General features: G+C 72.7%; 3 protein-coding genes. All 3 read right to left on the bottom strand.

Features of this window, described 5'->3' with window-relative positions; all coding sequences use genetic code 11:
* Positions 1-236 precede the first annotated feature (236 nt).
* The 3 genes from ABZ215_RS29410 to ABZ215_RS29400 are packed head-to-tail and all read right to left on the bottom strand — an operon-like array spanning position 237 to position 22,242.
* The gene (locus ABZ215_RS29410) at positions 237-3,620 is read right to left on the bottom strand and encodes an amino acid adenylation domain-containing protein (RefSeq protein ID WP_354953212.1); all 3,384 of its coding nucleotides are present in this window, start codon (positions 3,618-3,620) and stop codon (positions 237-239) included.
* Positions 3,614-10,795: an amino acid adenylation domain-containing protein gene (locus ABZ215_RS29405; RefSeq protein ID WP_354953210.1), complete on the bottom strand. Its 7,182-nt coding sequence runs from the start codon at positions 10,793-10,795 to the stop codon at positions 3,614-3,616. Before ABZ215_RS29405 ends, ABZ215_RS29410 begins: the two co-directional genes overlap by 7 nt.
* Positions 10,792-22,242 (bottom strand): amino acid adenylation domain-containing protein, encoded by an 11,451-nt coding sequence (locus ABZ215_RS29400; protein WP_354953208.1) that lies wholly within the window; start codon positions 22,240-22,242, stop codon positions 10,792-10,794. The genes ABZ215_RS29405 and ABZ215_RS29400 overlap by 4 nt, the downstream gene beginning before the upstream one ends.

Genomic DNA, 22,242 nt, shown 5'->3' with positions numbered 1-22,242 from the left:
ACGCGGGTATTTGAACGGCGCCGGCTTCGCTTCGCTACGCCCCGATTGAGCCGCCGCCCGATTTTTCATTGTTTCTACGGCCGAGCAGGGGTTGTCAAGGCTGGAAAGAGTACCTTGACAACGCCTGGTCGGCCGCAGAACTGGGCTGTGGATCGGGGAGCGGGGGAGGGCTGGACGGCCGGGTGGGTGCTTTGCGTTGCCGGCTCACGTCGTGCAGCCAGCCGCCCAGGCCCGAATCACAACTGCGCGTTCAAGTCCTCCTCGGAGAGTGCGTCCACCTCCAGGTAGATCTCCGCCACCTGCTCCAGCCGCCCGGGCACCGACTGGTCGGCCACCAGGCGCGCCGCCATCGCGCCCACCGTCAGCGCCGAGAACAGCGTCCGCACCGTCACTTCCGGCGTGTCCAGCGCCTCCCGCAGGCGGCCGACGATCATCGTCGCCAGCACGGAGTCTCCGCCGAGCGCGAAGAACGGGTCGTCGCGGCCGACGCGTTCCACTCCGAGCACCTCGGCCCACACCTTGGCCAGCACCTGCTCCAACGGAGTCTCCGGCGCGACATAACTGTCCGCCGACGCCTGCCAGTGCACCGCCACCGCGCGGCGGTCCACCTTGCCGTTCGCCGTCAGCGGCAGGGCGTCCAGCACCACCACGCGCGCCGGGACCATGTGCGGCGGCAACAACGTCTGGACGAACTCCCGGACCTCGTCGCCGTCCACCGCACCCCCGACGGCGGCCACGAGCTGGTTGCCGGCCACGCCCGCGACGCCCCGGTGCACCCCGGGGAACTCGGCCAGCGCCGCCTCGACCTCGCCCAGCTCGATCCGCACACCGCGCACCTTCACCTGGAAGTCCCGGCGCCCCAGGAACTCCAGCGTGCCGTCCGGCCAGTACCGCGCCAAATCGCCGGTGCGGTACCAGCGTCGGCCCTCGTGCTCCACGAACCGGTCCGCGGTCCGCTCCGGATCCGCCCGGTACCCGTGGGCGACCCCGTCGCCGCCGATCCACAGCTCCCCGGCGACCCAGTCCGGGCAGTCCCGGCCACGCACGTCCACCACGCGGCACACGACATTGCGCAGCGGCGTCCCGTACGGCACCGAACGCCACGACGACGGCACCCCGTGCACCTCGCACACCGTCGAATGGATCGCCGTCTCCGTGGTGCCGCCGAGCCCGGCGAACCGGCACCGCGGCGCCTGCTCCGCCACCCGGCCGGGCAGGTCCGTGCCCACCCAGTCACCGCCCAGCAGCACCGTCCGCAACCCGCTCAACTCCCCCGGCCGGGCCGCGGACAACAGCATGTCCAGCAACGCAGGCACGCAGTTGACCAGCGTGACGCGGCGCGAGGCGGCCAGCTCGACCCACTGCCGCGCCTCCTTGCGGTCGCCCTCCTCGACCAGCACGACCGCGCCACCCGCGGACAGCAGGCCGAAGACGTCGTACACCGACAGGTCGAAGTCCAGCGCGGACACCGCGAGGCACCGGTCGTCGGCCCCCACCGCGAACCTCTCGTTGAGGTCGTCGATCGTGTTCATCGCCGCCCGGTGCGGCACCTCCACGCCCTTCGGCTCCCCCGTCGAACCGGACGTGAACAGCACGTACGCGATCTGCTCCTCGTCCACCCGCACCGGCTCGGCGAGCGGCTCGGCCGCCTCCTCCGCGGACGTCAGCACGTGCGAGAACCCGGCGATCCGCCGGATCCGCTCCGCCCGCGCCGCCGGCTGGTCGACACCGATCGGCACGTACCCGGCGCCCGCGGCCAGCACACCGAGCACCGCCGCGATCTGGTCCGGGCCCTTCGGCAGGCTCACCCCGACGAGGTCACCGGGCGCGACACCCTTGTCCTGCAACGACTTCGCGATCCGCAGCGCGTGGTCACGCAAAGCGCCGTAGCTGAGCACGCCATCGGCGCCCCACAGCAGCGCGGGCGCGTCCGGCTGCGCGACGGCACGCTCGAAGAACCCGTCCTGCAGCAACCGCCCGCTGCGCGGCCCCTGCGTCGCGTTGACCCGCGCCCGCACCTCGGCCTGCTCCCGCGGCAACGCGCCGCCGACCGGCTGCTCCCACGCGTCGTCCCGCTGCCCGAGCCGCGTGATCAGGTCCTGGAACGCGGCGAACATCGCGTCGATCATCCCGGCCGGGAACGCGTGCTCCCGCACGTCCCAGTTGATCAGCAGGCCCTCGTTGACCTCGGTGACCTGCGCGTCCAGCAGCACCTGCGGGCCCTGCGAGATGATCCACACGGCCTCGCCGAAGCAGCGCCGCACGCGTGCGTCGAACAGCTCGCCCAGGTTGAGCGCACTGGTGAACACCACCGGCGCGAGCACCTGCTCACCGTGGTGCCGGGACAGGTCCCGCAGCACCTCGACACCCGAGTACGCGGCGTGCTCGGCGTCGGCGTGCATCCGGTCCTGCAACGCCTTCGCGTGCTCCACGAAGGACGCCTCGGTCGAGAAGTCGACTTCCAGCAGCACCGAGCTGGTGAAGTCGCCGACCAGCTTGTCGACGTCCGGGTGGGTGCTCTGCCGGTCGAACATCGGCAGGTTCATCAGGAACCGCGGCTGTGCGCTCCACGACGACAGGGTCTCCGCGAACGCGGCCGCGACGACCATCGCCGGGGTCAGGCCGTGTTCGTGTGCGCGGGCGCCGAGGCGCTTGCGGTCCTCCGGCGCCAGCCAGTGGTGCCGACGGGTGACGCGGGTGGCGTCGGCGCGCTCGGTTTCCCGCACTAGCGGCAGGTCGGGCGCGCCAGGCAGCTCGGGAATGCGCCGCTGCCACCACTCGCGGGCCTTCTCCTGCTCGGCCTGGCGGGTCACCTCGCGTTCGGCCAGGTAGCGCGGGTAGCTGTAGGCGATCGGCTCCAGTTCGGCGTCCGGCTCGTCGTAGAACCGCGCGAGGTCCGACAGCAGGACGCGGTAGCTCAACGCGTCCGCGGCGAGCATGTCCACGTCGACGTGCAGCCGCGCCCGGTCACCGGGCCGCCGGCTGAGCTGGATCTTGAACACCTCGCCGTTCGCCACGTCCAGGCGCGCGTGCGAAGACGCGTCCCGCAGATCGGCAAGGCGATGCTGCTCGGCCTCTTCGTCCAGGTCACGCAGGTCGTGCACCAGCAGTGAAGGCTGGGCGCGCTCGGGCAGGATCCGCTGGCGGCCGTCGTCGAGGAAGGCGGCGCGCAGCATGCCGTGCCGGGCGACGAGCTTCCGCACCGCGACGTCGAGGCGTTGCGGGTCCAGGTCCTGGCCGTCGAACTCGACGTAGAGGTGCGCGGCGACCGAGCCGAGCGTGGTCTCCTCGTCGCGGCCGATCCAGTACGCGTGCTGCATCAACGCGAGCGGGAACGGCTCGGTCTCGTCGACCTCGACGGTCACCTCGGGCTCGGGCGCGACCCCGGCCGCGGTGGCCAGGATCTCCCGCCACCCGGCCAGCGTCGGGTTCTTGGCCAGCTTGGCGAAGCCGACCTTGATGCCCTGCTTGCGCCACTTGTTCGCGACCTGCATGAGCTGGATCGAGTCGAGGCCCCACTCGATGAGGCTGTCGTTCTCGGACAGCTCCGCCGCCTCGGGCCCCAGCAGGTCGGTGACCTCGCGCAGGAGCTCTCCCACCGTCGGCTGCTGACTCACCACGTGCCCAGCTCCTCTTCGAACTCGTCGATGTCTTCTTCGGAAACGTCCGCCAGCGCGGTGTCCGCCGCGGTCGGCGCGCTGCTCAGCGCCTTGCGGAACAGCTCGGTCAGCTCGGGCACCGCGGGCCCGGTGATCGCGACGCGCAACTGCCCGTCGACGCTGACCGCGTTGACCTCCATCGCCCACTGCGGAGTGCGCGGCGGCACCCGCAGCATCGGGGCCTCCGGCGCGACCGACCACGGCTCGCCGGTCCCGCTCGGCAGGCGGCCGAGGTAGTTGACGACGATCGTCGGCTCCGGCAGGCCCAGCGGGCGCAGCAGCCCGTAGCCGAGGCCGTGGTCGGGCAGGCTGTCCAGCTGCTCACGCACGTCCCGCAGCCGCGTGCCCGGCCGCAGCCGGAGCGGGAAGATCGTCGTGAACCAGCCGACCGTGGCCGACAGGTCGGCCCCGAGCTGTTCCTCCCGGCCGTGCCCCTCGACCGCGATCACCGCGTCACCGCGACCACGCCAGGTTTCCAGCGCCTCGGCGAACGCGCTGATCAGCAGTTCCTGCACCCCGGCCTGTTCGGCGCTCTCGGGCAGCGGCACGGTGAACCCGGTCTCGTGCCGTTCGCCGCCGGGTTCGAGCACCGGGTCGGCGCCGTCCAGGATTTCACGCCACAGTCCGGTTTCCGCGCTGCGGTCCTGCGCGGCGAGAAGTTCGCTCCAGCGCCGGAACGACGTGCCGGTGCGCACGAGTTCCTTGCCTGCCCAGGCCTCGGCGAGGTCGTCCATGATGATCCGCCACGAGACGCCGTCCACGACGAGGTGGTCGGCGACGATCAGCACCCGGTCCGGGAACCGGACCACCTGCAGCATCCGCTCGTCGGTCAGCCGCTCACGCGCGGCCCGCAGCTCCGCGTCCAGCTCGCCGGTGGCGTCCCGCACGATCTCGGCCGCGTCGAAGGAGTCGGCCGGGACCACCAGCGCGCCGTCCCAGCGGGCGCGGAGCACGTCGTGCCGGTCGAGGATCGCCTGCACCACCCGGACCAGGCCGTCGCGGGTCAGGCCGTCGGGGGCGACCAGGAGCATCGCCTGCGCGAGGCCGCGTTCGCTCCAGCGCATGATCGGGGTCGGCTCGATGCGGCCGGTGCCGTCGTCGGCCTCCGTGACGGCGGCTCCGGCGACCGCGGCGAGCCCGGCCGGGGTGCGCTGTTCGAACACCTGCCGCGGGGTGATCGTCAACCCCGCCTTGCGGGCCCGGCTGACCAGCTGGACGGACACGATGCTGTCGCCGCCGAGGGCGAAGAAGCTGTCCTGCGCTCCGACCTCGGCCAGGCCGAGGACCTCGGCGAACAGCCGGCACAGCAACGCTTCCCGCTCGGTCGCGGGCTCGGCCTTGCCTGCCAGCGCGGCGAAGTCGGGCGCGGGCAGGGCCTTGCGGTCGAGCTTGCCGCTGGGCGTCAGCGGGAACTCGTCCAGCTGGACGATCGCGGACGGGATCATGTGGTCGGGCAGTTCGCGGGCCAGGCTGTTCGCGTCGGCTTCGCCGAGGACGTAGGCGATCAGGCGGTCGTCGCGCACCACCGCGACGGCGCTGCGCGCGCCGGCCCGGGTGAGGGCGACCTCGACCTCGCCCAGCTCGATCCGGAACCCCCGCAGCTTGACCTGGTCGTCGGCGCGGCCGAGGAACTCGATCACGCCGTCGCGGTGCCGCACCAGGTCCCCGGTCCGGTAAAGCCGTTCCCCGTTCGGCGCGGCCACGAACCTGGAAGCCGTGAGCCCCGGCCGGTTCAGGTAGCCGCGGGCCAGCTGGACGCCGCCCAGGTACAGCTCGCCGGTGACGCCCGGCGGCACCGGCCGCAGGTACCGGTCGAGCACGTGGACCTGCGTGTTCCACACCGGCCGCCCGATCGGCACCGTGCCCTCGCCCGCGCCGTCGGCGCACGGCCAGTAGGTGACGTCGACCGCGGCTTCGGTGGGGCCGTAGAGGTTGTGCACGTTCGGGCCCGCCAGATCGGACGGCAGGGCCTCGCCGCTGCAGATCACCCGCGTCAGCACCGACAGGTCGCCGCCCGAGGAGACGAACGCCCGCAGCATCGACGGCACGAAGTGCGCGGTGGTGATCCGCTCGCGGGCGATGAGGCCGGCCAGGTACTCCGGGTCCTTGTGCCCGTCCGGCCTGGCGAACACCAGCGTCCCACCGGTGATCAGCGGCCAGAAGAACTCCCACACCGACACGTCGAAGCTCGACGGAGTCTTCTGCAACACCCGGTCCTCCGGCGTGAGCCGGTACTCGTGCTGCATCCACAGTAGACGGTTGACGATCGCGCGGTGGCTGACCACGACGCCCTTGGGCCTGCCGGTGGAGCCCGAGGTATAGATGACGTAGGCCGGGTGATCCGGCCCCGCCGGGCGCAGCTCCCCCGCACCTTCCAAGGAGGCGGGAAGAACCACGGTGGGCTGGGCGTCCTCGATCATCATGCTCAACCGCTCCGCCGGGTAGGACGGATCCAGCGGCAGGTAGGCACCGCCCGCCTTGTGCACCGCCAGCAGGGAGACGATCAGGTCCAGCGAACGGTCCTGCCGCACCCCGACGATGTGCTCCGGCCCCACACCCGCACCCGCCAGCCGCCGCGCCAGCGCGCTCGCACGGGCATCCAGCTCCGCGTAGGTCAGCGACTCGCCCTCGAAGACCACCGCGGTGGCATCCGGCGTGCGCGCTACCTGGGCGGCGAACAGCTCCGCCAAGGTCGCCGGAGGAACCTCACGCGTCTCACCGGCCGGGAGCACGTCCTCGGGCGTGAGCACCGACGTGGCCGAGAGCCGCCGGTCCGGGTCCGCCAGCAGATCGCCGACCAGCCGCGTGAACCGGGCCACCAGGCCGTCCACAGTGGACCGGTCGAAGAGATCTTCGCTGTAGACGAGCCAGCCGTCGATGCCCGCGTCCTGCTCGAACAGGTGGAACGACAGGTCGAGCCGCGCCGCGTAGAAGTCGACGTGCTCCTCGCGCAGCGACGCGTGCCCGAACGGCACCGGCCCGCCGGGCGCGCGCTGGTAGGCCAGCATGACCTGGAACAGCGGGTGCCGCCCCATCGACCGGGCCGGGTTCAGCGCCTCGACCAGCCGCTCGAACGGCAGGTCCTGGTGCGCGAACGCGTCCAGGTCGGTGCGCCGCACCCGCTCGACGAGCTGCCGGAACGTCGGGTCGCCGGTCAGGTCCGTGCGCAGGACGAGGTTGTTGACGAAGAACCCGACCAGGCCGTCCAGGGCGTCGTCGGTGCGGCCGGCGACCGGCGCGCCGATCGGCACGTCCTCCCCCGCGCCCATCTGGCCGAGCAGCGCGACGATGGCGGCCTGGACGACCATGAACGTCGTGGCGCCGGTCTGCCGTGCCAGCTCCGCCAGCGCTCGGTGCGTCTCCGGCGGCAGCTGGAAACGCACCGCGTCCCCGCGGAACGACGGATCGGCCGGACGTGGCCGGTCGGCCGGCAGGCTGATCTCCTCCGGCAGGTCGGCGAGCTGCCGCGTCCAGTAGGCGAGCTGGGTGGACGCGAGGCTGTTCGGGTCGGCGTCGTTGCCCAGCAGGTCCCGCTGCCAGAGCGCGTAGTCCGCGTACTGCACCGGCAGCGGCGCCCAGCCTGGGCCGCGGCCCTGCAGGCGGGCGGTGTACGCGGTGGTCAGGTCGGCCAGCAGCCGCTCGGCGGACCAGCCATCGCTCGCGATGTGGTGCGTCAGCAGGGACAGCACGTGCGAGTCGCCGTCGCGGAACAGCCGCGCCTCGAACGGCGGCTCGCAGTCCAGCTCGAACTCCCGTTGCGCGGCCTCGCGTGGCGAGCCGTCGCCGACGATCAGCGGCGGAATCGTGTCGAGGACCTGCTGGTAGGGCTTGCCCTCGAACTCCGGGTAGATCGTGCGCAACACCTCGTGCCTGCTCACGACGTCGGCGAGCGCGGCCCGCAGCGCGTCCACGTCGAGCGGGCCGTCCAGGCGCACCGCGAACGGCACGTTGTAGGTCGCGCTCGGGCCTTCCAGCCGGTACAGGAACCACAGCCGCTGCTGCGCCGACGACAGCGGGATGCGGCGCGGGCGCGGCATCGGCGTGAGCGCGGGCCGCTTCTGCGTGCCGCCGTCGAGCGCCGTGGCCAGGCGGGCGACGGTCGGCGCGTCGAAGACGGTCCCGATCGCCAGGTCGACGCCGAGGTCCGCGCGGATGCGGCCGACGAGCTTGGTCGCCAGCAGGGAATGCCCGCCGAGGGCGAAGAAGTCGTCGTCACGGCCGACGCGCTCGACGCCGAGCAGGTCCGCGAACAACGCGGCGAGCGCCCGCTCGCGCTCGGTTTCCGGCTCCGCCACCGCGGTCGCCGCCTCCGGCTCGGGCAGCGCCTTGCGGTCCAGCTTGCCGCTCGGGCTCAGCGGCAGCTCGTCGAGGAACGTGATGACCGACGGCACCAGGTGCTCGGGCAGCGTGGCGCCGAGCTGCCGCCGGATGGTGCCCGCGTCCGTGCCCGGCTTGGCGACCACGTACCCGAGGAGCTGCTGCCGCTCCGGCCGCGCGACCACCCCGGCGCTGACCACCTCGGGCAACGCGGTCAGCGCGGCCTCGACCTCGCCCAGTTCGACGCGGAACCCGCGGATCTTGACCTGGTCGTCGGCGCGGCCGAGGAACTCCAGGGCGTCCCCGGTGCGGCGCACCAGGTCGCCGGTGCGGTACAGCCGCTCCCCGTTTGACCCGGCCACGAACCGCGACGCGGTGAGCCCGGGCCGGTTCAGGTAGCCCCGAGCAAGCTGGACCCCGCCCAGGTACAGCTCGCCGACGGCGCCGGGCGCGACCGGCTGCAGGTGCCGGTCCAGCACGTGCAGTTGCGTGTTCCACACCGGCCGCCCGATCGGCACGATGCCGGTGCCGGCGCCCTCGGTCACCGGCCAGTGGCTGACGTCGACCGCGGCTTCGGTGGGGCCGTACAGGTTGTGCACGTGCGGCAGTTCGCGCGCGAGGTCGGACGGCAGCGCCTCGCCACTGCAGATCACGCGGCGCAGGGTGCTCGGCCGCCCGCCCGACTCGACGAACGCCCGCAGCATCGACGGGACGAAGTGGACGGTGGTGACCCGCTCCCGCGCGATCAGTTCGGCCAGGTAGCGCGGGTCCTTGTGCCCGCCCGGCTTGGCGAACACCAGCGTCGCGCCGGTGATCAACGGCCAGAAGAACTCCCACACCGAGACATCGAACGACGACGGCGTCTTCTGCAGCACCCGATCCTCGGCCGTCAGACCGTACTCGTGCTGCATCCACAACAGCCGATTCACGATCGCCCGGTGCGAGACCACCACACCCTTCGGGCGGCCAGTCGAACCCGAGGTGTAGATGACATACGCCGGATTGTCCGGCCCCGCCGCCCGCAACTCACCCACATCCTGAAGCTCGGCAGGCAGCACGACCGTCGGCTGAGCATCCTCGATCATCATGCTCAGCCGCTCGGCGGGATACGACGGATCCAGCGGCAGGTAGGCACCACCCGCCTTCAACACCGCCAGCAGCGAGACGATCAGATCCAGCGAACGGTCCTGCCGCACCCCGACGATGTGCTCCGGCCCAACACCCGCGCCCGCCAGCCGCCGCGCCAGCTCAGTGGCGCGGGCGTCCAGCTCGGCGTAGGTCAGCGCGACGCCCTCGTAGACCACCGCGGTCGCGTCCGGCGTGCGGGCCACCTGCTCGGCGAACAGCTCCGGCAGCGTCGTCTCCGGCACCTCGCGCGCGTCGCCGATCAGGGCGGTGTCCTCGAAGAACGACAGCCGGCTCACCGGCCGGTCCGGCGCGCCCACCGCGGCGGCGAGCAGCGATTCCAGGTGCGCCAGGAACCGCTCGACGGTCGCGGCGGTGAACAGCTCCGTCGAGTACGTGGCCTCGACCCGCATCTCGCCGTCGACCAGGAACGCCTCCAGCGCCAGGTCGAACTGGGTGGTGTCGTTGTGCACCGTCTCCCAGCTCGCCTCGACGCCGGGCAGGTCGAAGCCCTGCAACCCCTGGGTCAGGAACAACAGCATCACGTCGAACAGCACCGACCGGCCCGGCACGCGCGGCGGCCGCAGCCGCTCGACGAGCAGGTCGAACGGCAGGTCCTGGTGCGCGTAGCCGTCGGTGCACACGCGCCGCACCCGGTCCACCAGCTCGGCGAACGACGGGTCGCCGGACAGGTCGGCGCGCAGCACGAGCGTGTTGCCGAAGTTGCCGATCAGCCGCTCGACCTCGCCGGCGTCGCGGTTCATCGACGCCGACCCGATCGGCACGTCCGTCGCGCCGGTCCAGCGCGACAGCAGCGCCGCGTACCCGGCGAACACCACCATGAACGGCGTGACCCCGCGGGCCTGCGCGAACTCGCCGATCCGGTCGGTCACCGCGCGGTCGAAGGTGTGGAACCGCCGGTTCCCGCGGTCCGACCGCGCGGGCGGGCGCGGCAGGTCGGTGGGCAGCGGCAGGTTCTCCGGCGCCGGGGTCAGCTCGCGGCGCCAGTAGTCGAGATCGCCGGCGAGCTTCTCGTCGGTCAGCGTCTTCCGCTGCCACACCGCGAAGTCGGCGTACTGCACCGGCAGCGGGTCCAAACCGGACGGTTGCCCGGTGGTGTCCTCCCGGTACAGGGCGGACAGGTCCCGCGACAGCGTGTTGAACGTGTAGCCGTCCCACGCGATGTGGTGCACGGTCAGCACCAGCACGTGGTCGTCGTCGCCGCGGCGCAGCAGGCGCAGGCGCAGCGAGTGCTCCTTGGCGAGGTCGAACGCGTGCGCCGACTCCTCCCGCGCCACCCGCTGGACGGTCCGGTCCCGGTCCTCTTCGGACAGGCCACGCAGGTCCGACTCCGGCATCGTCACCACGGCGTACGGGTCGACGATCTGCCGCGGCTCGCCGTCCGGCCCGGCCACGTACCGGGTGCGCAGGATCTCGTGCCGCTCCACGAGCCGCTGGAACGACCGGTGCAGCGCGGCCTTGTCCAGCGCGCCGCGCAGCGTGATCGCCAGGCACACGTTGTAGGCCGGGCTCGCCGGGTCGAGCTGCTGCAGGAACCACATGCGGGACTGGGCGTACGACAACGGCAGGTCGTCGTCGGAGTCCCGCTTCGGGATCGACGTCGTGCTGGCCAGGCCGGCCTGGGCCAGCCGTCGGCGCAGCAGCTCACGCTTGCGGGCGGCGAGGTCACTCACCGGGGGCCTCCTTGCGCGATCAGGGTCAGCGCGGCGAACCACTCACGGGACAGCTGATGGATCCGGTCTTCGGTGAACAACGCGGACGGCCACTGCCAGTCGGCCTCCAGCGTCGAGCCGCGGACCAGCACGTTCAGCACCAGGCAGTACGGCGCGGGCATGTCGTCGTCGACGCCGCCGCCCATCGCGCCCACCTCCGGCGCACCGGACCACGGCTCGCCGTCGCGCTCGCCCACCGTGAGCCTGCCGAGGTAGTTGAACTCCAGCTGCGGCTCGGGCAGCGCTTCCAGCTCGGCGGCGGTGTCCGGGTTGAGGTACCGCAGCAGGCCGTGGCCGATGCCCTTGTCCGGCAGGGCGAGCTGCTCGCTGACCCGCGTGAGCCCCTGGTGCACGCCGCTCGCGAGGTCGCCGGGGTCGACGCGGACCGGGAACACGCTGGTGAACCACCCGACCGTGCCGGACAGGTCCGCACCGGGGACGATCTGCTCCTCGCGCCCGTGGCCTTCCAGCGCGAGCAGGAGCGACGTGTCGCCGCCGCGCCAGCGGGACACCGCGTGCGCGAGCCCGGCCAGCAGGACGTCGTTGATCGTGACGCCGTGCCGCTCGGGCACCTCCGTGAGCAGCTTGCCGGTGACCGCGGGGTCGAGGAACGTCCGCGTGGCTCGCATGGACGCGCGGGTGTCGGTGGCCGGGTCGAGGCGGCGGGCGCCGAGCACCGGGTCCGGGCCGGACAGGATCTCCCGCCACAGCGGCATCTCGCTCGCCTTGGCCCGCGCCACCTCGGGCAGCGCCTGCGCCCACTCCCGGTACGACGTGCCGACCGGCGGCAGCTCGCGGCCCGCCCACAGCTCGGCCAGCTCGGGCACCAGCACACCCCACGACGCGCCGTCCACGACGAGGTGGTGCAGCACGATCAGCAGGCGGCCGGAGCGGTCCGGGCCGGTGTCGAACCAGACGAACCGCACCATGTCGCCGGACGGCGGGTCGAGCCGGATCTCCCGCATCAGGCCGGGCAGCCGCTCCGCGATCTCGGTGTAGTCGGTGTCGCGGGCGTCGATCCGGGTCACGCAAGCGCTTGCGTCCACCGCGCCGCGCGGGCGGACGACGAACGTGCCGTCGAAGGTCGCGCGCAGCACGTCGTGCCGGTCCAGCAGGAGTTGCACCAGCTCACGCAGCCGGTCCAGGTCGAGCCCGGCCGGGGTGCAGAGCATCCGGGCCTGGCTGAGCTGCCCGTACGGCTGGTTGCGGTTGAGCCAGTGGAGCATCGGCGTCAGCGGCACCTCGCCGATGCCCGCGTCGGCGTCCGCACGGTGCACGGCCTCCCCGGCGACCTGCGCCAGCGCCGCGACCGTGCGCTGCTCGAACACGTCCCGCGAGGTGAACGCCAGCCCGGCCCCACGGGCCTTGCTGACCAGCCGCATCGACACGATGCTGTCGCCGCCGAGCGCGAAGAAGCTGTCGTCCGCGCCGACCTCGGGCAGGCCGAGGACGTCGGCGAACAGGCCGGCGATGCGTTTCTCCAGTTCCGTCGCGGGCGCCCGGGACGTGGTGCTCGTGTAGTCCGGCGCGGGCAGCGCCTTGACGTCGAGCTTGTCGTTGCGCGTCAACGGGAAGCCGTCGACCGCGACGATCGCGGCCGGGACCATGTACTCCGGCAGGGCGGCGGCGACCTGCTCGCGCAGACCGTCCGTGCCGCTCGCGACGACGTACGCGACCAGCCGCTTCACGCCGGGCGTGTCCTCGCGCGGCACCACGACCGCCCGCTCGACCCGCTCGTCCCGCAGCAGCACGGCCTCGATCTCGCCGGGCTCGATGCGGAACCCGCGGATCTTGACCTGGTCGTCGACGCGGCCGAGCAGCTCGATCAGCCCCTCGGCGTTCCAGCGCGCCACGTCGCCGGTCCGGTACATGCGGGTGCCGGGTTCGCCGAACGGATCAGCCACGAACCGCTCGGCCGTCGTGCCCGGCCGCCGCAGGTAGCCGCGGGCGAGACCGGCGCCGGACAGGTACAGCTCACCCTCCACGCCCGGCGGGCAGGGCCGCAGGTGCCGGTCGAGGATGTAGGCGCGCGCGTTGCCGACCGGCGAGCCGATGCACGGGTTCTCGGTGCGGTCGAAGTCGCATGCCGCGGAGTCCACAGTGCACTCGGTCGGGCCGTAGAGGTTCCACACGGCCAGGTCCGGCTCGTCCCGCAGCGACCGCCACAGCTGCGCGGGCACCGCCTCGCCGCCGACGCCGAGCACCTTGAGCGCGCCGCGCCAGCCCGGTTCGGTCGCGACCTGCGCGAGCAGCGACGGGGACAGCTCGACGAACTCGATCTCGTGGTCCCGCAGGAACGCCCGCAGCAGGTCCGCGTCGCGGCGGGTGTCCGGCGGCACCAGGTGCAGCTCGTGCCCGGCGAACATCCACAGCATCGGCTGCCACGACGCGTCGAACGCCATCGGCCACGCGTGCGCGACCCGCAGCGGGCGGCCGACCCGCTCGCGTGCCGGGTCGAACAGGTCGGTGCGGTGGCTGACCAGCAGGTTCGCGATCGAGCTGTGCGGCACCACGACGGCCTTCGGCGTGCCGGTCGAGCCGGACGTGTAGATGACGTACGCCGGGTGCTGCGGTTTCGCCCGCGGCGGCACGTCGTCCGTGGACCCCGTCGCTTCCGGCAGTTCGGTCAGGACCAGCTTCGGCGCGGCATCGGCGAGCATGAAGTCGATCCGCTCGGCAGGCCAGTCCGGGTCGAGCGGCAGGTACGCGCCGCCCGCCTTGAACACCGCCAGCAGCGCGACCAGCATGTCCGGCCCGGCCGGCATGCGCAGCGCCACCACGTCCTCCGGGCCGACGCCCTGCTCGATGAGCACCCGCGCGACCTGGTTGGCGCGGGCGTTGAACTCGGCGAAGGTCAGCCGGGTCTCCCCCGCCACGATCGCCACGGCGTCCGGCGTCGCCCGAGCCTGATCGCGCAGGACCTCCGGCAGCGTCGTCGCCGGGGCGTCCAGGACCTTGCCGGTGCCGATGCGGCGCAGCTCGGCCAGGGTCTCCTCGCCGAGCAGGTCGACGCCCGTCACCTGTTGCGCAGGGGCAGCCGCGAAGGCCTCCGCGGCCCGGCGGAACCAGCCGCTCAGCGACTCCGCCCACGCCTCGTCGAACGTGTCCGGCCGGTACTCGAAGACGACTGACAACCGCTCCTCGGCGGCGACCGCCAGGGTCAGCGGGTAGTGCGTCGAGTCCTCGACCTCGACCCGGTCGATCGTGATCCCGGCGGCCCGCTCGCTCGCGCTCACCGCGTCCGAGTCGATCGGGTAGCTCTCGAACACGACCAGCGTGTCGAACAGGTCGCCGTGCCCGGCCGCCCGCTGGATGTCGGTGAGGCCGAGGTACTGGTGGTCCATCAGCCGCGCCTGCTCGTCCTGCACGCCCCGCAGGACGTCCAGCAGCGAACCGCGCAGGCGGACCCGCACCGGCACGGTGTTGATGAACAGGCCGACCATGCCGTCCACACCGGACAGATCGGCGGGACGCCCGGAGACGGTGGCGCCGAACAGGACGTCGTCGCGGCCGGTCAGCCGGGCCAGCACGAGACCCCACAGCCCCTGGACGACCGTGTTGACGGTCAGGCCGTGCTCCCGGGCGACCGCGTAGAGCCGTTCCGTGGTCTCGGCGGGCAGGTCGAGGCGCAGCTTGCCGGGGCGCATCGGCACCCGGGACGCGGCCGGGGCCAGCAGAGTCGGCTCCTCGACGTCGTCCAGCGCGTCCAGCCACGCCTCGGCGGAGGCGTCCCGGTCCCGCCCGGCGAGCCAGGTCAGGTAGTCGCGGTAGGGCCGCGGCGACGGCGGCTCGGCGTCGGCGTAGAGCGCGAGCAGGTCCCGCACCAGCAGCGGCAGCGACCAGCCGTCGAGCAGGATGTGGTGGTTGGACAGGACCAGCCGGTGGTCCCGCTCGCCCAGCTTCACCAGCGTCATGCGCAGCAGCGGCGGTTCGTCGAGCGCGAACCGTTCGGCCCGGTCCCTGGCCAGGAACTCGTCGAACTCCTCGTGGCTGAGCGTCAGCTCGGCCCATGGCAGCTCGGCCTCGCGGCGGATGACCTGCTTCGGCTCGTCGTCGTGCACGAAGGCCGCGCGCAGGTTCGGGTGCCGGTCCAGCAGGCCCTGCGCGGCCCGGCGCAGCCGCGCCGCGTCGACCTCGCCGGTCAGGCCCAGCACGAACTGGACGGTGTAGACGTCGTCCGCGCTTTCGTCGTAGAGCGCGTGGAAGAGCATGCCCTGCTGCAGCGGGGACAGCGGCAGGACTTCCTCTGGCTCCGCGGCGGCGGTGAGGTCGCGCAGGGCGTCCTGCCACTTCGCGATCAGGTCGTCCACTTCGGACTCGGCGAACCGGTCGGTCCAGGACCAGGTCGCGGTCAGCACCGGGCCGTCCGGACCGTCCTCGGTGACGACGTTGATCTCCAGCGGCCGGTGCTGGACCTCCGGCTGCGGCAGCTTCTCCGCGTCCGGGACCCAGAACCCCTCGCTGACGTCGAAGCGGCCGAGGTAGTTGAAGCCGAACTCCGGCTCCGGGACGTCGGTGAGCTCGCCGTGCAGCCAGCGGAGGATGCCGAACCCGATGCCGTTGTCCGGCACGGCCCGCAGCCGCTCCTGGATCTCCGGCGGAGTCGCGGCGGCGGGCAGTTCGACCGGGTAGACGCTGGTGAACCAGCCGACCGTGCGGGACAGGTCCGCGCCGGGCACCAGGTGCTCCTCGCGGCCGTGGCCCTCCAGCGCGACCAGCCGCGGCTCGCCGAAGGCGTGCGCGAGCGCGCTGAGCAGCACCTCCTGCACGCCGGTGCGGAACTTGCCGGGCACCTCGGCGACCAGTTCCGCGCCGAGCGTCAGCTCCCGGCGGCCTGCCGTGCGGGCCGGCCGGACGTCCGCCGATCCGGTGCGCGGCAAGGACTTCCACTGCTCGGCGCTGGCGGTAGGAAGGTGCCGCGCCCACCAGCGGAACGAGGTGGGCACCGGGTCGAGCTTGGCCGGGTGGCCGGACGAGCGCGCCTCCCAGGCCTGCGCCAGGTCCCCGGCGAGGATGCGCCACGACACCCCGTCCACCACCAGGTGGTGCAGCACGAGCAGCAGTCGGCCGGGCTCGTCCCCGTGGTCGAACCACACGGCCCGCACCAGCACGCCCGCCTCCGGGTCGAGCGCGCCGACCGCCTCGGCGTACTTCTCCGCCACCGGCGTGTCCCCGGGAACGTGCTCCAGGACGTCCGTCACCGCGCCCGGCGGGCGGACCTCGAGCACATCTCCCCGCAACCGGGCACGCAGCAGGTCGTGGTGGTCGAGCACGTCCCGCAGCACCCCGGCGAAGATCTCCGGCCCGTCCGCGGGCGGCACCCGCAGCAACGCGGCCTGGGCCATTGTGCGGTCACCGGTTTCCCGCCACCACCGCATGACCGGGGTGAGCGGGACCTCGCCGACCCCCTGCGCGCGGTCCTCGTCGGGGACCACCACGTCGGTGTCGACGGCGCGGGCGAGCGCCGCCGCGGTCTGGTGCTCGAACACCTGCCGCGGCGAGATCCGCAGCCCGGCCGCCCGCACCTTGCTCACGAACTGGATGGACAGGATGCTGTCGCCGCCCAGACCGAAGAAGTTGTCCTCCGCGCCGACCTCGGGCACCCGCAGCACCTCGGCCATCACGCGGCACAGGATCCGCTCGGCCTCGGTCGCCGCCGCGCGGCTGCCGGACGTCGGCTCCGGGCCGGGGTCGGGCAGCGCCTTGCGGTTCACCTTGCCCGAGGGCATCAGCGGGAACTCGTCGAGGAACACGAACCGCCGCGGCACCATGTGCTCGGGCAGGCGGGTGCGCAGCCAATCTCCGAGACCGTCCACTTCGGAGCCGAGGCAGTAACCGACCAGCCGCTTGGGCTCGTCGCGCACCAGCACGACCGCCCGCCGCACGCCCTCGTGCTGCTCCAGGACCGCCTCGATCTCCTCCAGCTCGACCCGCATGCCGCGGATCTTGACCTGGTTGTCGGCGCGGCCGAGGAACTCCAGCGTGCCGTCCGGCTGCCAGCGGGCCAGGTCGCCGGTGCGGTAGAGCCGGGAACCGGGCGGCCCGAACGGGTCGGCGACGAAGTGGTCCGCCGTCCGCCTGGGGTCGTTGATGTAGCCGCGGCCCAGGTAGACGCCGCCGGCGTACAGCTCGCCGGGCACGCCGACCGGCACCTGCCGCAGGTTCCGGTCCAGCACGTAGAGGCGGGTGTTGCCGTTGGGGTGCCCGATCGAGACGGCCTTGCGGACCGCGCTCGCGTCGCGGTAGACGACGTGGCTGACGCCGATCGTCGCCTCAGCCGGGCCGTACCCGTGGTACATGATCGCGTCGCTGACCGCGCGGAACCGGGCGAACAGCTCGGGTGTGAGCACCTCGCCGCCGCACCAGACGTGCTTGAGCGACCTGCCCCGCTCGGCGAACCCGTCGAGGCCGACCAGCAGGTCCAGGATCGACGACGGCAGGTAGGTGAACGTCACCCGGTGCCGCTCGATCAGACCCAGCAGGTACTCGATGTCCCGCTCGCCGCGGGGTTCGGCGATCACCAGCTTGCCGCCGGTGACCAGCGGCAGGAACACCTCGTTGATCGAGATGTCGAAGCCCATCGGCGCCTTGAACAGCGCCGCGTCGCCGGGCCCGAAACCGAGCATCTCGCGCTGCCACAGCAGGCGGTGCGTGATCGCGCGGTGCCGGATCATCGCGCCCTTCGGCGTGCCGGTCGAGCCGGACGTGTAGATGACGTAGGCCAGGCCTTCCGGCGGCACCCGCACGCCGAGGTTCTCCGGGTCCTCGCCCGCGAGGTCGACGTGCACGACCGGCACACCCAGATCCCGCACCGGCCCGTCGTGCTCCGGTCCACTGAGGATCGCGGTGAAGCGGGAGCTCTCCGCCACCTCGGCAATGCGCCGATCCGGCCACGACGGCTCCAGCGGCACGAACGCGCCACCGGCTTTCTCGACCGCGAGCAGGCCGACGACCAGCTCAAGCGACCGCTCCCAGTGCATGCCGACGGTGCGCTCCGGCCCGACCCCGGCCGTGACGAGCCGCCGGGCCAGGTGGTTCGCCTTCGCGTTCAGCTCGGCGTAGGTGAGGCTGCGGTCGTGGAACTCGACGGCCACCGCGTCCGGGGTGCGGGCGGCCTGCTCCTCGACCATCTCGGTCAAGGTCGTGTGCGGCCGCTCCTCGGCGGTGTCGTTGAAGGCCGCGAGCTGGGCGCGCTCGTCGTCGCCGAGGATCTCGGCGAGGCCGACCGGCTGCTCCGGCTTCGCGACCAGCGCGGTCAGCAGCCGCACCAGCCTGCGCGCGAGTGAGTCCACAGTGGATTCGTCGAACAGGTCGGCGGAGTAGCTGATCAGGCAGTCTTCCGGGCCGAAGTGGAAGGCCAGGTCGAACTTCGCGCCGGTGAACCCGGGTTCCAGCGGCTCGGCCACCACGTCCGGCAGGTCCAGTCCCGCCGTCGCCGGATCGCGGTGCGACACCATGATCTGGAACAGCGGGTGCCGCCCCGGCGAGCGCGGCGGATTGACCGCCTCGACGACCCGCTCGAACGGCAGGTCCTGGTTCGAGTAGGCGTCCAGGTTCGCCTCGCGGACGCGCGCGAGCAGGTCGCGGAACGTCGGGTTGCCGGACAGGTCGGTGCGCAGCACGACCGTGTTGACGAAGTAGCCGACCAGGTCGTCGAGCGCTTCGTCGGTGCGGCCGGCGACCGGCGTGCCGAGCGGGATGTCCTCGCCCGCGCCGAGGCGGGACAGCAGCACCGCGGTCGCGGCCTGGGCGATCATCAGGTCCGTCACGCCGAGTTTGCGGGCCAGCTTCGCCAGCGACGCGGTCAGGGCGGCGGGGAATTCCACGGTGACGTTGCCGCCCTCGCGCGTCTGGCGCTGCGGACGCGGCCGGTCCGTCGGCAGCGGCAGTTCCTCGGGCAGGCCTTCCAGCCGCTTGAGCCAGAAGTCGCGCTGGTCGTCGACCGGGATGTCCTGCAGCCACCGCGTGTAGTCGGCGTATTGGACCGGCAGCGGTGACCACTCCGGCGAGCGGCCTGCGCGGCGGGCGGCGTAGGCCTCGCCCAGGTCACGCAGCAGCGGTCGCGCCGACCACTCGTCGCCCGCGACGTGGTGCACGACCAGCACCAACAGGTGCTCGTCCTGGCCGGTGGTCAGCACTTCGGCGCGGATCGGCGGCTCCTCGCCGAGGCGGAACGCGTACCGGCTCGCCCGTTCCACGAACCCCTCGGCCGGGCCGTCGTGCCGGTGCACGGGGAACCGCTCGAACGGCGGCAGCACGTGCTGGCCGTCCGCGGTGAGCAGGGTGCGCAGCGTGTCGTGGCGGTTCACCACGTCGGTGAGCGCGGCGTCGAGCACGTCCAGGTCGAGCGGGCCGGTCAGCCGCGCGGCGAACGGGATGTTGTAGACCGGCGACGGGCCGTCCAGCTCGTGCAGGAACCACAGGCTGCGCTGCGCCGGGGACAGCGGCACGAGGCCGCCGTGGTCGCGGCGGGTCAGCGGCGGGCGGGCGACGCCGCCGTCCAGGTGCCGCGCCAGGCGTGCCACCGTCGGGGCGTCGAAGATCGCCCGGATCTGCAGGTCGACGCCGAACGTGCGGCGGATCCGGCTGGCCAGGCGGGTCGCGAGCAGGGAATGCCCGCCGAGTGCGAAGAAGTCGTCGTCGCGACCGACCCGGTCGACGCCGAGGACCTCGGCGAACAGCTCGGCCAGAATCTCCTCACGCGGGTCGCGGGCGTCGGCGCTGCCGGTCTCGGCGAGCTGCGGCTCGGGCAGCGCCCGCCGGTCCAGCTTGCCGCTCGGGCTGAGCGGCAGCGCGTCCAGCACGACGATCGCGGACGGCACCAGCTGTTCGGGCAGCGACTCGGCGAGGCTCCGCCGCAGCGCGGCCGGGTCCAGCCCGTCGCCGACGACGTACCCGACCAGCTGCTGACGGCCGGCGTGCACGGCGGCCGCCGCCGCGGTTACCCCGTCCAGCGCGAGCAAGGCCGCCTCGACCTCGCCGAGTTCGACGCGGAAGCCGCGGATCTTGACCTGGTCGTCGGCGCGGCCCAGGTACTCCAGGGCACCGTCGGCGTTCCACCGCACGACGTCGCCGGTGCGGTAGAGCCGCGAGCCGGGCTCGCCGAACGGGTTGGCGACGAACCGCGAGGAGGTCAGCCCGGGCCGGTTGAGGTACCCCCGGGCGAGCTGTACTCCCCCGAGATACAGCTCGCCCGGCGCGCCCGGCGCCACCGGCCGCAGGAACCGGTCCAGCACGTAGGTCTGCGTGTTCCACACCGGACGTCCGATGGGGACGGTCGGGGCATCCGCAGGCACCGGCCAGTAGGTGACGTCGACCGCGGCCTCGGTGGGGCCGTAGAGGTTGTGCACCTGGGCGAATTCACTCGCCTGCCGGGCCAGCTCCGGCGGCAGGGCCTCGCCGCTGCAGATGATCCGCTGCGGCCCGCGGCCGGTCTCGACGTACTGGGCCAGCATCGACGGCACGAAGTGCGCGGTGGTGATGCGCTCCCGTTCGACCAGTTCGGCCAGGTAGCGCGGGTCCTTGTGCCCCTCCGGCTTCGCGAACACGAGCGTCGCGCCGGTGATCAGCGGCCAGAAGAACTCCCACACCGACACGTCGAACGACGACGGCGTCTTCTGCAGCACCCGGTCCTCGGGCGTGAGCCGGTACTCGTGCTGCATCCACAACAGCCGGTTCACGATCGCCCGGTGACTGACCACGACACCCTTCGGACGGCCAGTCGAACCCGAGGTGTAGATGACGTACGCCGGGTTGTCCGGCCCGGACGCCCGCAACTCCCCCTCATCCTGAAGCTCGGCAGGCAGCACGACCGTCGGCTTCGCGTCCTGAATCATCATGCTCAGCCGCTCGGCGGGATACGACGGATCCAGCGGCAGATACGCCCCGCCCGCCTTCAACACCGCCAGCAGCGAGACGATCAGATCCAGCGAACGGTCCTGCCGCACCCCGACGATGTGCTCCGGCCCAACACCCGCGCCCGCCAGCCGCCGCGCCAGCTCAGTGGCGCGGGCGTCCAGCTCGGCGTAGGTCAGGGCCACGCCCTCGTAGACCACCGCGGTCGCGTCCGGCGTGCGGGACACCTGCTCGGCGAACAGCTCCGGCAGCGTCGTCTCCGGCACCTCGGCGGCGGTTTCGTTGGGCGCCACCACGACCTGGTGCCATTCGTCGGCGGGCAACGGTTCGAGCCGCGCGACCGGCGTGCCGGGCGCGGCGACGAACCAGCCGAGCACGTCCTGCACCCGCTCCGCGATGCGGGCGGCCGCGGCGTCGTCGAAGCGCGCCGGGTCGTGGTCGATGCGCAGCACGAACTCCTCGCCCGGCACGACCAGCAACGCGAGCGGGTAGTGCGTGGCGTCCCGCACCTCGACCCCGGCCAGCGGCGAGCCGGCCAGGTCGGTGCCCGGATAGCTCTCGAAGACCACGAGCGTGTCGAACAGCGTGGGCTGCCCGGCGGCGCGCTGGATGTCGGCGAGCCCGAGGTGCTGGTGCTCCAGCAACCGCGCCTGCTCGTTCTGCACCCGCGCGGCCAGCGCGGCCAGCGGCTCGTCCGGCGCGAGGCGCACCCGCACCGGCACGGTGTTGATCAGCATGCCGACCATCGACTCGACGCCCGGCACCTCGGGGCTCCGGCCGGACACCGTCGCGCCGAACACCACGTCGTCCCGGCCGGTCAGCCCGGCGAGCACGAGCGCCCACGCGGACTGCACCAGTGCGTTCACGGTCACGCCGTGCTCGCGGGCGGCCTGCGTCAGCGACTGTCCCGGCAACGAGAACTCGGCCCGCCGCGGCAGCCCGGCCGACGAGCCGTCGGCCACGAGCGTCGGGCCGTCGAGGTCGGCGAGTGCGCGGGCCCACGCTTGCTCGGCCACCTTGGTGTCCTGTTTGGACAGCCAGGTCAGGTAGTCCCGGAACGGCTGCACCGGCGGAAGCGCTTGCCCGCCGTACAACGAGAGCAGCTCACGCACCAGGATCGGCGCCGACCAGCCGTCCCACAGCAGGTGGTGCGACGACAACACGAGCACGTGCTCGCAACCGCGGCGCGCCAAGGTGAACCGCAGCAACGGCGGTCGCGCGAGGTCGAACGGCTCGGCGCGGTCGTCGTCCAGCAGGCGCTGGAACTCCGCATCGCCAGGGCAGTCCACGACCCGCCACGGCACCCGCACCGACCGGCGCACGACCTGCACGAACTGGCCCGAGGACTGGGTGCGGAACCCGGCCCGCAGGTTGGCGTGCCGCCGCACCAGCTGCTCCGCGGCCTCCCGGAGCCGCTCGCCGTCGACCTCGCCGGCCAGCCGCAGGACGGTTTGCACCGTGTAGACGTCCGCACGCTCGTCGAGCAGGGCGTGGAAGATCATGCCCTGCTGCAACGGGGTGAGCGGGAGGACGTCCTCGACGCTCGACGCCAC

Origin of the sequence: Amycolatopsis sp. NPDC006131, assembly GCF_040614175.1 — a bacterium.
Classification (GTDB): Bacteria; Actinomycetota; Actinomycetes; order Mycobacteriales; family Pseudonocardiaceae; genus Amycolatopsis_E; species Amycolatopsis_E tucumanensis.
The sequence above is the reverse complement of the archived record's forward strand: the minus strand, read 5'-3'. Positions and strand labels throughout refer to the sequence as shown.